This window comes from Amycolatopsis sp. MEPSY49 (assembly GCF_051337345.1).
Classification (GTDB): Bacteria; Actinomycetota; Actinomycetes; order Mycobacteriales; family Pseudonocardiaceae; genus Amycolatopsis.
Window position 1 is genome coordinate 201,193 of record NZ_JBDLYJ010000011.1, and the last position, 14,074, is coordinate 215,266.

Below are 14,074 nucleotides of genomic sequence, written 5' to 3' on the forward strand. Positions count from 1 at the left end.
GGCCGGGCTGCGGTTCCGGCGGCAGCGGGTCCGGGACGGGCGTGCCGGGGTCGGGCGCCGGCCGGTCCGGGCCCGGGCCGGGCGGCACCGGCTCCGGGCCCACCGGTTCGGGCGGCGCCGGGGGTGCGGTCATGCGGGTTGCGTTCGGCATCGGTCTTCCCTCCGCCACGCCGCGCCGTCCGCCGTTCGGACGGCGATCACTGGTGGCTACCACCAGGGCGCGAACCGGAAACCCCCACGGCCACGGGCACCCGGCGGCCCAGGAAGGCCAGCATCCGCGTCTGCTCGTCGGCGCCGGCGGGCGGGACGAGCTCCGGGCCGAAGAACCCCGGCCGGCGCACGACGTTCGCCCGGGCCCAGCCGAACGCCACCGCCACCAGCTCCGGCTCGATGCGCACGTCCTGGTCGATGTCCCAACTGTGCGCGACCAGGTCGGTGATCAGCAACGGCACGATCCCGGCGACCGGCACCTCGCCCAGGCCGGGCAGGGAAACCGGACGACCCAGCTCCTCCTCGGTCAGGGTCCGGACCGCCGCCGCGCGCCACGTTTCGACGGGGTCCGCGCCCGCCAGCACCGCGGGGTGGGGTGCGCCCGGCGCGCCCGCGGTCTCGCCGTAGTCCGCGCCGCTCGCCCAGGCCCGCAGCTGACGCTGGCCCCAGACGACGTGCCCGGCGACGTCGCGCACCGACCACTCCGCGCACGCCGACGGCGTGTCCCACCGGTCGTCCCGCACCGCCGCCAGTACCGCGTCGAACCCGTCCTGGGCGCGCCGGTACAAGTCCATCGTGTCCATTTCGCTCCTTCGTCGAAAGTGCTCTGGCACCGAGGACGAACGGGCGTGGCCGGACTCGACAGTTGACCCTGACACCGTGTGAGGTTCTATCCCGGACCCATGACGTTCTTCCGCACCGCCACCGAGGTGGCCGCCGACCTCCGCCGGGGCGCGCTGTCGTCGCGTGAGCTGACCGAACAGCTCTTCGCGCGCATCGACGCCTCCGACGTCAACGCCGTCGTCGCGACCCGCCGCGAGTTCGCGCTCGAAGCCGCTTCACGCGCCGACGCGACCACCGGCGGCCCGCTGCACGGCGTCCCGATGACGATCAAGGACGCCTTCGCGGTCGCGGGCCTGCCGACGACCTGGGGCGAGCCCGCGTTCGCCGAGTCCGTGGCGGACCGGGACGCTGTCGTGGTCGAACGGCTGCAGGCGGCGGGCGCGATCGTCGTCGGCAAGTCGAACGTGCACCACCTGCTCGCCGACTTCGGCCGGACGGAGAACCCCGTGTTCGGTCGGACGCTGAACCCGCGGGACCACGCGCGGACGCCGGGCGGCTCGAGCGGCGGCGCGGCGGCCGCCCTCGCCGCCGGACTGTCCTTTGTGGAGTACGGCTCGGACCTGGCCGGGTCGATCCGGATCCCGGCGGCCTACTGCGGCGTCTACGGCCTCAAGCCGACGCCGGGAACCGTGCCGCTGCGGGGTTTCCAGCCACCCGGGCCGCCCGCCGACCTCGTCCGGGAGTTCCCGTCGGCGGTCGGTCCGCTGGCCCGGTCGGCCGCCGACCTGCGGCTCGCGCTGAGCGTCACTGCCGAGCAGCTGACGTCTTCGCGCCGGTCGCGGCTCGCGGACTTCCGCGTCGGCGTGGTCCTCGACGACCCCGCCTGCCCGGTCACCGGTGAGGTCGGCGCGGTCTTGTCGGACGCCGTCGACGCGCTTGCCCGAGCCGGGGTGCGGGTGGTCGACGGCTGGCCCGAAGGTGTCGACCCGGTCGTCCAGGCGGAGGCGTTCGGCTTCCAGGTCGAGTGGTTCTTCGCCGCGCAGGAAGGCCGCGAACCGGACGGCGCCGACGACCAGGAGCGGCAGCGGGCGGCTTTGGGCGCGGCGTGGGCCCGGTACTTCGCGGACGTCGACGTCTTCCTCTGCCCGACGGTGTTCACGACGGCGCCCGCGCACGACGACCGGCGGCGCTACGACGACCAGGTGTTCTGGATCGCGCAGGCGTCGCTGCCCGGGCTGCCGGCGGTGAGCGCGCCGATCGGCGGCCCGCTGCCGGCCGGGCTGCAGGTGGTCGGGCCGGCCCGCGAGGACGACACCGCGATCACGTTCGCCGAGCTCGCCGCGGACGTCGTCGGCGGGTTCGTCCCGCCTGCGGGATGATCGGCGCGTGTTCTCGATCGGCGACTTCGCCCGCCACGGCCGCGTGTCGGTCCGGATGCTGCGCCACTACGACGCGCTCGGGCTGCTGCGGCCGGCGCGCGTCGATCCCGCGACGGGCTACCGCAGCTACGCGGCGGGCCAGCTGGCGCGGCTCAACCGGATCGTCGCGCTGAAGGACCTCGGCTTCACCCTCGAGCAGGTGGCGACGCTGCTGGCCGACGAGGTTTCGGCGGAGCAGGTGCGCGGGATGCTGACGTTGCGGCGAGCGGAGCTGGAGGCCGCGCTGGCGGAGGGCGCGGCGCGGCTCGCCCAGGTCGAGGCCCGGTTGCGGACGATCGAGGCGGAAGGAACCGCACCCGACGTCGTGGTCAAGGAGCTGCCGGCGCTGCGGGTGGTCGAGCTGACGGGCGTCGCGGCGGGGTTCGCGCCGGAGGCGATCGGCCCGGTGGTCCGCCCGCTGTGCGCGGAGCTCGGTCGGCGCCTGGCCACCGCGGACGTCACCCCGGCGGGACGGCTGACGTGCTACTACGAGCAGCGCGCCGAGGACGAGGTCGTCGTGCACGCGGCGGTTCCGGCATCGGTGGGCCAGGGTGACCTGAACGGCTTGACGGTGGCGGACCTGCCGGCGGCGCGCGCGGCAACGCTGGTCCACCGCGGCGCGATCGACGGCGTCCTGCCGAGCTGGCAGGCGGTGGTCCGGTGGATCGACGAGCAGGGGTTCGCGTCGGCGGGGCCGCAGCGGGAGTTGTACCTGGACTGCCCGGCGGATCCGGCGGGCTGGGTGACGGAGCTGCAGGAGCCGATCGGCTAGGGCCGGTGGGCGTGCTCGGCGGGCAGGTCACGGTCCAGGTGGTCCGCGTGGTGCAAAGCCTGCGCCAGCAATCCGCGTACGTGGTTGTCCGCCGCCGAGTAGTACACGAACGTTCCCTCCCGGCGGCCCCTCACCAGGCCCGCCAGCCTCAGCTTCGCCAGGTGCTGGCTCACCGCCGTCGGGGCCGCGCCCGCCAGTTCGGCCAGGCACGCCACCGACGACTCGCCCTGCAGCAGGGCCCACAACACCTTGATGCGGGTCGGGTCGGCGAGGAGGCGGAACGACTCCGCCGCCAGGTGGACCTGCTCGTCGGTGGGCATGTCGAAGTCCGGCAGCGACGCGTGCATGCCGTGAACCCTACTACTTGCGTATCTGCGTGTGTGCGCAGATAGACTCGCAGCATGGGACACGGACACGGGCACGGCCACTCCAGGTGGCGCCCGCACAGCCACGACTCCGCCGACCGCGTCGACCACGCCCTCGAAACCAGCCGGCGCGGTCTGCGCACGTTGACCTGGTCGTTCGCCGCGCTGTTCGGGACCGCCGTCGCGCAGCTGGTGCTCGTGCTCGTCACCGGGTCGGTCGCGCTGCTCGGGGACACCATCCACAACTTCGCCGACGCGCTGACCGCCGTCCCGCTCGGTATCGCCTTCCTGCTCGGCCGGCGTGCGGCCACCCGCCGCTACACCTACGGCCTCGGCCGCGCCGAAGACCTCGCCGGGGTGGTCGTCGTGCTGGTCGTCGCCGCTTCCGCGGTGCTCGTCGGGTACGAGTCCGTCGTGCGGCTGCTCGATCCCCAGCCGGTCGGGCACCCGTGGGTGGTCGCCGCGGCGGGGGTCATCGGCTTCGCCGGCAACGAGCTCGTCGCGCGGTACCGGATCAAGGTCGGCCGCGAGATCGGCTCGGCCGCGCTGGTCGCCGACGGCGTGCACGCCCGCACGGACGGCTTCACCTCGCTGGCCGTCGTCGCGGGCGCGGCCGGGGTCGCGTTCGGCTTCCCCGCCGCCGACCCGCTCGTCGGGCTCGGCATCACGGTCGCGATCCTGTTCGTCCTGCGCGACGCGGCGAGGGAGGTCTTCCGGCGGCTGCTGGACGCCGTCGACCCGGCGTCGGTCGAGCTGGCCGAGCGGGCGGCGTCCGAAGTGGACGGGGTGGTCGAGGTCCGTGATATGCGGATGCGCTGGATCGGGCACCACCTGCGGGCCGAGCTGGCCGTCGCGGTCGCGGCGGACCTGACCGTCACCCAGGCCCACACGCTCGCGCACGAGGTGGAGCACCGGATGGTGCACGCGGTGCCCCACCTGACCGCGGTCGTCGTCCACACCGAACCGGCTGGTTCCGGCGCAACCCGAACGCCAGCTTGAGGACGACCAGCAGCACCGTGCCGAGGATCAGCGGCTGCGCGAGGACCAGCTGGACGACCGTCGGCATCACCTTGAGCGTCGTGGCGGGCACGAACAGGCCGCCGATCGCCGTGATGAACGGGAACCCGGCCAGCATCAGGTTGTCCCGGGACCAGTGCACGCCCGAGAGGACGTCGATCGCGCTGGCGAACAGCACGCCGAACAGCACCGTGCCCGCCGCGGCCAGCACCGGCAGCGGGACCGCCTGCAGCAGCCGGTCGAACGGGCCGAGCCCGCCCAGCACCAGCAGGATGACGCCGGTGGCGAGCGTGACGTACCGCGAGCCCACCTTCGTCACGCGCAGCAGGCCGATGTTGTCCGGGTAGGCCAAAGTGGACAGCCCGCCGAACACCGCGCCGACCGTGCTGCCGAGGACTTCGCCGAACACGCCCTGGGAGACGCGGTAGCCGGACAGCTCCTGGCCGCCCCAGTCCGCCACGATGTCGTAGGTCGCGATGCTCTCGGCGATCGCCGGCAGCAGCGTGATGAAGAAGATCAGCACGAGGTCGCCCTGCACGGCGAAGCCGAACGGGAAGATCCGCGGCACCGTGACGCCGAGGTTCTCCCCCACCGCGCCGAAGCTCGTCGGCGCGAGCAGCGCGTAGACGATCGTCCCGGCGACCACCGCGACCAGCACCGCGCCGCGGCGCAGCAGGGTTCCCTTGGGCAGCAACGTCAACGCGACGACCAGCGCCGCCGCGACGCCGCCGGCGAGCAGGTTCACCCACGGGAAACCCGGGCTCGCGGGCGTGCCGAGCCAGTTGGGCAGGGCGGTGCCCGTCAGCTGGGTGGCCAGGATGAGGACGAGCACGCCGGCGATGATCGGGTCGCGCACGAACTTCGCCAGGTACGTGATCGGGCCGAACCGCCGGAGCGGGATCGCGAGGACGCACCAGATCAGCCCGGCGACGACCATCGACCCGAACGCCGCGCCGAGGCCGCCGCGCCCGTGCCCGACGGCCAGCAGCGCGGCCAGCGAACCCGCGTACGGGCCCTGGATGATCGGCAACCGCAGCAGGAACACCGACTGCAGGACCACCACCAGGCCGGAGGTCATGAACGTGACGCCGTAGAGATAGGCGGTGTCGGCGGCGGACAGCTTGAACGCGGTGCCGATCAGCGCGGGGAAGATCAGCAGGCCCGCCATGCCGAGGATGTTCTGGATCCCGAGCCCGACCGCGCTGGAGACCCGGACCTTGTCGTCGATGCCGACGTCGAAGACGGGCACCGCTTCGGGCGGCGCCGGGACGGTGATGCGAGTGGTCATGGCGACTCCGGGGCGGTGGCGCGCAGGCGGGCGGCCCAGCGTTCGAGGATGCCGGCGAGCACGACGCGGACGAGCGCGGACACCTTCATGGCCGGGACCTCGGCGACTGGAGATGGGGACATCGGTGCGGTCTCCGCGACGACCGGCTCGACGGCCGGCTCGTCGCCGTGCTCGATGCGCTGCCGCACCCGCGAGGCCAGCTCCCCTACCATCCGGCCCGAAACGTCCGCCATGATCCCGCGGCCGAACTGCGCCAGCTTGCCCGAGATCGTCAGATCCGTGGCCAGCACCACGTTCGCGCCTTCACCCGCGGGCGTCACGCGCATCGTCGCGCGGGCCTTGGCCGTGCCCGAACCGCGGGTGTCCTTGCCGTCGGCGAGCAGCACCGCCGTGCGGGCCACCTCGTCGCGCTCGACCACCTTCGCCACGCCCTGGTAGGCCGCCGTCACCGGGCCGACCTTGATCTTCACCTTGCCGCGATACGCGTCCTCACCCAGGTCTTCGACCAGTTCTGCGCCCGGAAAGCACGCGGCGACGTTGTGAGCGTCCTGTAGGAAGCGGTACACCTCGTCGGGGTCGGCGGCGACCTCGAAGGAGTTCTCGATGAGCATCAGGAAACCTTCTTTTCGGCGGCGAGCAGGGCATCGACGATCCGGGCGGGGGTGACGGGCGCGCGGGTGACGCGGGCACCGAGCGGGCGCAGCGCGTCCTCGACGGCGTTGGCGATCGCGGCCGGCGGCGGGACCGTGCCGCCCTCCCCCGCGCCCTTCGCGCCGAGCGGGTTGAGCGGGCTGGGCGAGGAGATGTGGAAGAGGTCGACCGGCGGCACCTCTGCCGACGACACCAGCGCGTAGTCGAGGTAGCTCGTCGCCTGCGGGGTGGCCTCGTCGTCGTAGACGGCTTCCTCGTACATCGCGTTGCCGAGGCCGTGGGCGAACCCGCCGAGCACCTGGCCGTCGACGAGCAGCGGGTTGATCACGGTCCCGCAGTCGTGGCCGATGACGTACTTGAGGATGGTGATGCCGCCGGTCTCCGGGTCGACCTCGACCAGCGCCGCGTGCGCGCCGCTCGCGTAGGCCGCGCGCTCCGGCGAGAAGTAGCTGGCCGTCTCCAGGCCGGCGGTGATCCCGCGGGGCAGCGTGATGCCGTGCTTGCCGATGTTCGCCACCTGCGCGAGCTGTTGCAGGGAAACGGACTTCTCGCGGTCGCCGCCCAGGCAGACGAGATCGCCGTCGAAGTCCACTTCGGACGGAGAGCAGCCGAGCAGCACCGCCGCCGTGTCGAGCAGCCGGGCCCGCATCTGCTTGGCCGCGTCGAACACCGCAGGCCCGCAGGTGGCCGTGATGCGCGAGGCGAACGTGCCCTGGCCGAACGGGATCCGGGCGGTGTCGCCGGTGGTGACGTCGATGAAGGACATGTCCAAGCCGATGCCGTCCGCGGCGATCTGGGCGTAGATCGTCTCGTAACCCTGACCCTGCCCCGCCGCGGCGAGGGTCACCAGGATCCGGCCCCGGTTGGTGACGCGGATCTTCGCGCCCTCGTACGGGCCCAGGCCGCAACCTTCGACGTACACGGCGAGCCCGATGCCGAGGTACCGGCCCTCTTCGCGCAGCCGGGCCTGCTCTTCCCGGGCCGAGGCGTAGCCGATGCGTTCGAGCGCGCCTTCCAGCAACGCCGGGAAGTCGCCGCTGTCGTAGGTGAGCGGGCTGCCGTCGCGGAACATGATGCCGACCTGGTACGGGAACTCGTCGGCCTGGATCAGGTTGCGCCGCCGCACTTCCGCGGGGTCCAGGCCGAGGTGCGCGGCGATCCGGTCCATCATGCGTTCCATCACGAACACCGCCTGCGGCCGGCCCGCGCCCCGCACCGACGAGGTCGGCACCATGTTGGTGTAACAGGCTCGCAGCTCGATGTCGATGTTCGGCACCTTGTACGGGCCGGGCACGGTCGACGTCGTGATCGACGGCACCTGCAGCCCGGCGCAGTACGCGCCCTGGTCGTGCTCGATGACGTCCTTGACCGCCAGCAGCCGGCCGTCGTCGTCGAAGCCGACCTCGACGCGGTGGGTCTGCGACCGTTCCATCATCGCCGAGACGAAGTTCTCCTGCCGGTCCTCGACCCACTTCACCGCGCGGCGCAGCTTCTTCGCGACCCACGGGATGACGACTTCTTCGCCGTAGAACTGGGCTTTCGGGCCGAAGCCGCCGCCGACGTCCGGCGGGGCGATCACGCGCAGGTCGTCCTCGGCCATCTCGTAGATCATCGACAGCTGCTGGCGCGCGTAGTGCGGCGACTGCGTGGTGTCCCAGATGGTCAGCTGCCCGGTCGCCGGCTCGAAGCGCGCGGCCACGGCCCGCGGTTCCATCGAGTGGCCGCCGCCGCGCATCTGGTAGAACTCCTCGCTCAGCGTGTGCGGCGCGGTGCTCAGCGCTTCCGCCGCGTTGCCGGCGCTTTGCGTGAGCAGGACGGCCACATTGGACTCGTCACCGCTGTGCGCGAGCGGGCCGCCGGGGCGCAGCGCGGCGGCGGTCGACCCGACGGCGGGCAGCACTTCGTAGTCGACGTCGATCAGTTCCAGCGCGTCTTCGGCGAGGTACCGCGACTCCGCGACGACGACGGCGAGCGGTTCGCCGACGTAGTGCAGCTCCTCCGGTGGCATCGGCAGCCGCGGGTAGTCGCGCAGCTTCGGGTGCTGCACCTTGGGCGCCAAGGGCTTCTGGATCTCCATCAGGTCCGCGCCGGAGAAGACGGCGACGACGCCGGGCAGCGCGCGGGCCTCGGACGCGTCGAACGCCGTGATCCGGGCGTGCGCGTGCGGCGACCGCAGGAACGCCGCGGCCAAGGCGTCCGGCAGGTCGAGGTCGTCGAGGTAGCGGCCGCGGCCGGTGAGCAGCCGCTGGTCCTCGCGCCGCGGGAGCCGGGCGCCGATCATCGGGTCAGGCATCGGACCGTCCTTTCGCGACGTCCAAAACGGACTGGACGAGCCCGGTGTAGCCGGTGCAGCGGCAGATGTTCCCGCTCAGCACCTCGCGCGCCTCGGTCTCGTCGCGGACGGTGTCCTCGCGCAGCGCCGCCGTGACGCTCATCAGGAACCCCGGCGTGCAGAACCCGCACTGCAGCGCGTGGTTGCGCTTGAACGCCTGCTGCAGCGGCGCCAGCTCGCCGTCGGTCGCCAGGCCTTCGACGGTCTCGACGGCCGCGCCGTCGACCTGGACGGCGAGCATCAGGCACGCGCGGGTCGCGGCGCCGTCGACGATCACCGTGCACGCCCCGCAGACGCCGTGCTCGCAGCCCAGGTGCGTGCCGGTGAGCCGCAGCTTCTCGCGCAGGAAGTCGGCCAGGGTCATGCGCGAGTCGACGGCTTCGTCGAACGGCTCGCCGTTGACCGTGCCGCGGACGCGGTGGGTGAGGTCAGGCATGGGCCTTCTCCGTGATGTCGGCGAGCGCGCGCTTGACCAGCACGCCGGTGAGCCGGGCGCGGTAGGCGGCGCTCGCGTGGATGTCGCCGGTGGGGTCGACCTGGGCGCGGGCGGTGGCCTCAGCAGCCGCACCCAGGTCGGGTCCGAGGGCCTGCCCGATCACGAGCAGCTCGGTGTCGGTCAGCCGGTGCGGGGTCGGCGCCACGCCGGCCGCCGCGATCCGGCACGCGGTGACGACGCCGTCGTCCACTTCGCACACCACGGCGACGCCGGCCAGCGCGAAGTCGCCGCGCCGGGTGGCGAACTCCCGGAACGCGGAGAACCGGTTCGCGGCCGGCCGGTCGACGCTCACCTCCAGCAACAGCTCGTCGGGTTCCAGCGCCGTGGTGAGGTGGAACAGGAAGAAGTCCGCCGCGGGCACCGTCCGGACGCCCCGGGCCGAGGCCAGGGTGAACTTCGCGTCCAGGGCGGTGAGCACGCTCGGCAGCTCGGCGGCCGGGTCGGCGTGGGCCAGGCTGCCGCAGATCGTGCCGCGGTTGCGGATCTGCGGGTGCGCGACCTGGTGCAGGGCCTCGGTGAGCACCGGAAGCAGCCGCGCGGCCTCGGGCGAGCGTTCGAGCTGCCGCTGGCGGACCAGGGCGGGGATGGTGATCGTGTCCTCGCCGAACGTCGGCGTGCCGAACTCCGCGCCGAGGCGGTTGACGTCGACGAGGTGCTCGACGTGGGCGAGGCGGAAGTTGAGCATCGGCATCAGGCTCTGGCCGCCGGCCAGGACCTTGGCGTCGTCGCCGAGATCGCACAGCAGCTGGAGGGCCTCGTCCAGCTCGCGCGGCGCGTGGTAGGTGAAGCGGGCGGGTTTCATCGGGTCTCCGTGACGCGGCGCAGGTGCTGCCGGACGCGGCCGGCGAGCAACGGGCGTTCGATGAGCGACAGGTGCCGCAGGTCGGACAGGACTTCCAGCTCGGCGTTCGCGATGCCGTCGGCCAGCGTGCGGGCCATCGACGGCGGGGTGGCGTAGTCGTGCCGGCCCACCAGCACCAGCGTCGGCGCGGTGACCGACGGCAGCAGCGGCCGGGAATCCATGGCGCCCATCGCGATCGACGCGGCGGCGTGGGCTTCGCTGTTGGTGCGCAGGAAGATCTTGACCACGCGGTCGGCCTCCTCCGGGTGCCGCTCGCGGAACTCCGGGGAGAACCAGCGGTCGAGCTGGAAGGCCACCTGCTTGGCCCGCGGCACGGCGACGGCCTTCTGGGCGCGCTCGGCCCACGTCGTGACGGCGTCTTCGCCGTACCAGGCCGTGGTGTCGGCGAGCACGAGCGACCGGACGCGCTCGGGGTGGCGGCCGGCGAAGTTCACCGCCACGCTGCCGCCCATCGACAGCCCGAGCAGGCTCGCCGACCGGAGGTCGAGCGCGTCGAGCGTGCGGGCGACGTCGTCGGCGAGGTCCTCGATCGAGAACGGCGTGCCGTCCCAGGCGCTGTCGCCGTGGCCGCGCAGGTCGAGGGCGAACACCTGGAACTCGTCGGACAGGGCTTCGGCCAGGGGTGTCCACAGTTCGCCGGACAGCGCCAGCGGGTGCAGCAGCACCAGGGGCTCCCCCGCGCCGCGGCGGCGGACGGCCAAGGGCTTGCTCATGCGGGCCTCCGGAAAAGCGCGTCGGCGTTGGTGTGCAGGATCGCTTCGACGAACGCGTCGTCGAGGCCGCTTTCGCGGACCGTCCGGACCGGCTCGGGGTCGCCGAGCGCGAACGGGTAGTCACTGCCGAGCAGGACGCGCCCGGGACCGACGAGCCCGGCGAGGAACGCGATCGACGGACCGGACAGGCCGACCGTGTCGTAGTGGAAGTCGCCGAGGTACGCCGACGGCTTCCCGCGCCGCAGTTCGCCGGCGAAGGCTTCCTTCGTGCGGTACCCGCCGTCGAGCCGGTGGGCCTGGTACGGCAGGAACCCGCCGCCGTGCACGAGCACCAGCCGCAGGTCCGGGTGGCGGTCGAGGACACCGGCGAGGATGAGCTTGGTGACCGCGACGGTGTTGTCGACGAGCCGGCCGTGGACGTTGCCCATCGTGCCCAGCGAGGCGAGGTCCGCCGACGGCCCGCACGTCGGCGGGTGCAGCACCACCGGGATGCCTTCGGCGGCGGCGAGCGTCCACAATGGATCGATCGACGGCTCGTGCGGCGCCGGCCCGGACGGCGGGTCGGTGTTGAGGATCAGCCCGGCGAACTCGGGCCGCTTCCACGCTTCAAGAAGGTCTTCGGCAGCCTGGTCGCCGTCGTCGGTGGCCACCGAAGCCAGCGCGACCGTGCCCACCGCCGACTCGGCCATCGCGTCGTTGACCGTGCGCGCCCAGTCCCGGGCGCGGGCCGGGTTCAGCGGCGCCGACTGGATGTCCAGCCACGGCGAGAGGATCTGCCGCGTGACGCCGGCCTGCCGCTGCCAGCCGTCCCGGGCGCCGGGGTCGGTCATCCGCGCGCCGATCGGCCGGGTCTCGCCGGTGCCGGGCACCGCCACCACCCAGCCCTGCTCGGTGCGTCGCGCCGAGAACCCCGCGACGGGGCGCTGTTCCAGCGCGGTCAGCAGCGAGCGCGGCACGATGTGCGCGTGCGTGTCGAGGACTTCCGTCCGACTCACCTCCACCGGTCGGGTTGGTGCCCTGACGCTAAGTCGGCGCCGGACCGGGGACCAGCGCGCTTTCCTGGCAGCAGGCGTAAGGAGATCTGACAGCGGAAACCTCGCTTCCGGCGCGCGATCGTGCTGCGATGGCAGTCCACAACGGAAAGGCGGCGGTCGTGACGGAAACCCGGAACGTGGTCGTGGCGATCACCGGTGCCAGCGGAGCGTGCCTGGGTGTGCGCGTCCTGCAACTGTTGCGGGAACAGCCCGGGATCCGGACGCACCTGGTGCTGTCGAAGGCCGGGATCCTCACGCTGCGCCACGAATGCGACCTCACCCTGGCCGACGTCCGCGCGCTCGCCGACGTCACCCACCGGCCGGGCGAGATCGGGGCGGCGATCGCGTCCGGTTCGTTCCCCGTCGCGGCCATGCTCGTCGCGCCCTGTTCGATCAAGACGCTCTCGGCGATCGCCACCGGCTACACCGACGACCTGGTCAGCCGCGCCGCCGACGTCTGCCTCAAGGAAGGCCGGCCGCTGCTGCTGATGGTCCGCGAAACGCCGCTGCACCTGGGGCACCTCAAGTCGATGGTCGCGGTGACCGAGGCCGGCGCGATCGTCGCGCCGCCGGTGCCGGCGTTCTACCCGCGTCCGCGGACCGTCGGGGACCTCGTCGACTACACGGCTCGCCGCGCGCTGGCCCGGGTGGGACTATGGGAGCTGGCGCCGGAACCGTGGGACGGCGAACTGACCAGGGCCGACCCGGCCGACCTGCTGGGGCGGTGACGAAGGGGACCGGAGTGCTCGAGGCGCGGCGGCTGCAGATCTTCTCCGCGGTGGCCGAGCACGGCTCGTTCACCGCGGCGGCCGAGGCGCTGTTCATGACCCATTCCGCCGTCTCGCAGCAGATGGCGCTGCTCGAACGGCAGCTCGGTGTGCCGCTGATGCTGCGCGGGCCGCGCGGGATCGAGCTGACCGAGGCGGGCCGGCTGCTGGCCGAACGCAGCACCGGACTGCTCGGCACGATCGCCCACATCGAGCAGGAGATGTCGGACCTCAAGGCGCAGCACTCGTCGGTGCGGCTCGGCGCGTTCCCGACGGCCGGTGCCGACCTCATCCCCCGCGTCGTGCGCGAGTACCAGCGCCGGTACCCGGAGACGAAGATCGTGCTGCGCTCGGCGCACGCGTCGGACATGACGGCGGCGTTGCGCGACGGCTCGATCCACCTCGGCCTGGTCTGGGACTACGACTTCGACCCGCGCTCGGTGCCCGCCGACGTCGAGTGGGTGCACCTGGCCGACGACCCGCTGTGCGTGCTGGTGCCGCTCGACCACCCGGTCGCCGGGGAGTCCGAAGTGGAGCTGCGGGAGCTGGCGGGCGAGACGTGGGTGGTGCGCAGCCACCGGCCGCCGTACGACGAGGCGTTCACGACGTTGTGCCGGTTGTCCGGTTTCGAGCCGCGGATCGGCTTCGCGACCGAGGACTACCTGTCGGTGCAGGGCCTGGTCGCGGCCGGGATCGGCATCGGCGCGGCCCCGCGGCTCGCGCTGGTGGCACAGCGCCCCGACGTCGTCGCGGTGGCAATCGCCCCGGCGGCCCCGCGGCGCCGGATCGCGGCCGTGCGGCTCCTGGAGGCGAGTCATCCCCCCGCGGCGCGGCAGATGCTGGAAGTATTGCGGGTGGTGGCGACGACCGACCCGGAGGAACCCGCGTGACCGAACCGCCCGACGTCCTGCGCCGGATGCTGCTCGACGGACGCACGGACGTCTCGCTGGTCGACCGGATCGTCGAGGACCTGGCCCGCCGCATCATCGACGGCTCCCTGCCCCCGGGCGCGGACGTCAACTCGGTGGAGCTGGCCCGGCGGTTTTCGACGTCCCGGACCCCGATCCGCGAGGCGTTGCTGACGCTGCAGCGCGAGGGGCTGGTGGACATCCCGGCCCGCCGCCGGCCGCGGGTCGCTCCGGTGACGCTGGCCCAGGCGCGGGAGCTGTACGAGATCCGGGCGTCGCTGCACGCGCTGGTGAGCGAGCTGATCGTGGCGGGGTCGCCGGATCTGTCGGTGCTGGCTTCGTGGCAGGCCCGGCTGCGGGAGGACGCTGCGGCGGGAGACGTCGACGCGTACTTCTGGCACAACGTGTCGTTCCGCCAAGCCGAGGCGGAGGCGGCGGGGAACCGGCAGCTGACGCGGTTGCTGGGGTCGTTGGGGTTGCGGACGTTGCAGCTGCGGCACGTGAGCTTGTCGTTGCCGGGGCGGTTGGCGCGGTCGGTGGCCGATCATGAGCGGTTGCTGGCCGCGTATGCCGATGGGGATGCCGTGTTGGCGGTGGCGTTGACGCGGTCGATCATCATGACCGGGTTGCACTCGATCGAGGCTTCCGGCTGGTCGGGGCTCGCCGAAACGGAGTGA

Annotated in this window: 14 protein-coding genes and 1 pseudogene; 6 read left to right on the forward strand and 9 right to left on the reverse strand. The window is 72.9% G+C overall.

Features of this window, described 5'->3' with window-relative positions:
* Nucleotides 1-197 precede the first annotated feature (197 nt).
* A complete protein-coding gene (locus ABFJ78_RS37825; RefSeq protein WP_436392237.1) occupies nt 198-794 on the reverse strand; it encodes a TIGR03086 family metal-binding protein in 597 nt (198 codons plus the stop codon).
* Nucleotides 795-893: 99 nt separating this feature from the next.
* On the opposite strand from ABFJ78_RS37825, the gene ABFJ78_RS37830 reads away from it, so the two are divergent.
* Together ABFJ78_RS37830 and ABFJ78_RS37835 are read left to right on the forward strand one after the other, a co-directional pair.
* Complete coding sequence (locus ABFJ78_RS37830) at nt 894-2,153, forward strand: amidase family protein (RefSeq protein WP_436392238.1); 1,260 nt, start codon at nt 894-896, stop codon at nt 2,151-2,153.
* A gap of 7 nt (nt 2,154-2,160) precedes the next feature.
* Nucleotides 2,161-2,964 carry a MerR family transcriptional regulator gene (locus ABFJ78_RS37835; protein ID WP_436392239.1) on the forward strand — a complete coding sequence of 268 codons (804 nt, stop codon included), beginning with the start codon at nt 2,161-2,163 and terminating at the stop codon, nt 2,962-2,964.
* Here the strand turns inward: ABFJ78_RS37835 and ABFJ78_RS37840 are convergent.
* On the reverse strand, nt 2,961-3,311 hold the full coding sequence (locus tag ABFJ78_RS37840) for an ArsR/SmtB family transcription factor (RefSeq protein WP_436392240.1): 351 nt from the start codon (nt 3,309-3,311) through the stop codon (nt 2,961-2,963). The genes ABFJ78_RS37835 and ABFJ78_RS37840 overlap by 4 nt on opposite strands.
* Before the next feature lie 54 nt (nt 3,312-3,365).
* Here ABFJ78_RS37840 and ABFJ78_RS37845 point away from each other — a divergent pair, with 54 nt between their 5' ends.
* Nucleotides 3,366-4,328, forward strand: coding sequence for a cation diffusion facilitator family transporter (locus ABFJ78_RS37845; RefSeq protein ID WP_436392241.1), 963 nt, complete (start codon nt 3,366-3,368; stop codon nt 4,326-4,328).
* A gap of 13 nt (nt 4,329-4,341) precedes the next feature.
* On the opposite strand, the pseudogene ABFJ78_RS37850 reads toward ABFJ78_RS37845, so the two are convergent.
* The 7 genes and pseudogenes from ABFJ78_RS37850 to ABFJ78_RS37880 form a co-directional block, all read right to left on the reverse strand.
* Nucleotides 4,342-5,634, reverse strand: a pseudogene (locus tag ABFJ78_RS37850) (uracil-xanthine permease family protein); the annotation flags it as partial.
* Nucleotides 5,631-6,245 carry an SRPBCC family protein gene (locus ABFJ78_RS37855; protein WP_436392242.1) on the reverse strand — a complete coding sequence of 205 codons (615 nt, stop codon included), beginning with the start codon at nt 6,243-6,245 and terminating at the stop codon, nt 5,631-5,633. The pseudogene ABFJ78_RS37850 and the gene ABFJ78_RS37855, both read right to left, overlap by 4 nt.
* The gene (locus tag ABFJ78_RS37860; RefSeq protein WP_436392243.1) at nt 6,245-8,578 is read right to left on the reverse strand and encodes a xanthine dehydrogenase family protein molybdopterin-binding subunit; all 2,334 of its coding nucleotides are present in this window, start codon (nt 8,576-8,578) and stop codon (nt 6,245-6,247) included. The genes ABFJ78_RS37855 and ABFJ78_RS37860 overlap by 1 nt, the downstream gene beginning before the upstream one ends.
* A complete protein-coding gene (locus ABFJ78_RS37865; protein ID WP_436392244.1) occupies nt 8,571-9,053 on the reverse strand; it encodes a (2Fe-2S)-binding protein in 483 nt (160 codons plus the stop codon). Before ABFJ78_RS37865 ends, ABFJ78_RS37860 begins: the two co-directional genes overlap by 8 nt.
* The gene (locus ABFJ78_RS37870; protein ID WP_436392245.1) at nt 9,046-9,915 is read right to left on the reverse strand and encodes an FAD binding domain-containing protein; all 870 of its coding nucleotides are present in this window, start codon (nt 9,913-9,915) and stop codon (nt 9,046-9,048) included. Before ABFJ78_RS37870 ends, ABFJ78_RS37865 begins: the two co-directional genes overlap by 8 nt.
* Nucleotides 9,912-10,688, reverse strand: coding sequence for an alpha/beta fold hydrolase (locus tag ABFJ78_RS37875; RefSeq protein WP_436392246.1), 777 nt, complete (start codon nt 10,686-10,688; stop codon nt 9,912-9,914). Before ABFJ78_RS37875 ends, ABFJ78_RS37870 begins: the two co-directional genes overlap by 4 nt.
* Entirely contained in the window at nt 10,685-11,683 is a 999-nt protein-coding gene (locus ABFJ78_RS37880) for an amidohydrolase family protein (RefSeq protein ID WP_436392247.1), read from the reverse strand. The genes ABFJ78_RS37875 and ABFJ78_RS37880 overlap by 4 nt, the downstream gene beginning before the upstream one ends.
* 128 nt (nt 11,684-11,811) lie before the next feature.
* On the opposite strand from ABFJ78_RS37880, the gene ABFJ78_RS37885 reads away from it, so the two are divergent.
* The 3 genes from ABFJ78_RS37885 to ABFJ78_RS37895 are packed head-to-tail and all read left to right on the forward strand — an operon-like array spanning nt 11,812 to nt 14,074.
* A complete protein-coding gene (locus ABFJ78_RS37885) occupies nt 11,812-12,450 on the forward strand; it encodes a UbiX family flavin prenyltransferase (RefSeq protein WP_436392248.1) in 639 nt (212 codons plus the stop codon).
* A complete protein-coding gene (locus ABFJ78_RS37890; RefSeq protein WP_436392249.1) occupies nt 12,447-13,379 on the forward strand; it encodes a LysR family transcriptional regulator in 933 nt (310 codons plus the stop codon). The genes ABFJ78_RS37885 and ABFJ78_RS37890 overlap by 4 nt, the downstream gene beginning before the upstream one ends.
* Nucleotides 13,376-14,074: a GntR family transcriptional regulator gene (locus tag ABFJ78_RS37895; RefSeq protein WP_436392250.1), complete on the forward strand. Its 699-nt coding sequence runs from the start codon at nt 13,376-13,378 to the stop codon at nt 14,072-14,074. Before ABFJ78_RS37890 ends, ABFJ78_RS37895 begins: the two co-directional genes overlap by 4 nt.

Bases quoted from the DNA above. Each gene is read 5' to 3' on its own strand.
- ABFJ78_RS37825 (WP_436392237.1), bottom strand. From the start codon at position 794: ATGGACACGATGGACTTGTACCGGCGCGCCCAGGACGGGTTCGACGCG.
- ABFJ78_RS37830 (WP_436392238.1), top strand. From the start codon at position 894: ATGACGTTCTTCCGCACCGCCACCGAGGTGGCCGCCGACCTCCGCCGG.
- ABFJ78_RS37840 (WP_436392240.1), bottom strand. From the start codon at position 3,311: ATGCACGCGTCGCTGCCGGACTTCGACATGCCCACCGACGAGCAGGTC.
- ABFJ78_RS37845 (WP_436392241.1), top strand. From the start codon at position 3,366: ATGGGACACGGACACGGGCACGGCCACTCCAGGTGGCGCCCGCACAGC.
- ABFJ78_RS37855 (WP_436392242.1), bottom strand. From the start codon at position 6,245: ATGCTCATCGAGAACTCCTTCGAGGTCGCCGCCGACCCCGACGAGGTG.
- ABFJ78_RS37860 (WP_436392243.1), bottom strand. From the start codon at position 8,578: ATGCCTGACCCGATGATCGGCGCCCGGCTCCCGCGGCGCGAGGACCAG.
- ABFJ78_RS37865 (WP_436392244.1), bottom strand. From the start codon at position 9,053: ATGCCTGACCTCACCCACCGCGTCCGCGGCACGGTCAACGGCGAGCCG.
- ABFJ78_RS37870 (WP_436392245.1), bottom strand. From the start codon at position 9,915: ATGAAACCCGCCCGCTTCACCTACCACGCGCCGCGCGAGCTGGACGAG.
- ABFJ78_RS37875 (WP_436392246.1), bottom strand. From the start codon at position 10,688: ATGAGCAAGCCCTTGGCCGTCCGCCGCCGCGGCGCGGGGGAGCCCCTG.
- ABFJ78_RS37885 (WP_436392248.1), top strand. From the start codon at position 11,812: ATGGCAGTCCACAACGGAAAGGCGGCGGTCGTGACGGAAACCCGGAAC.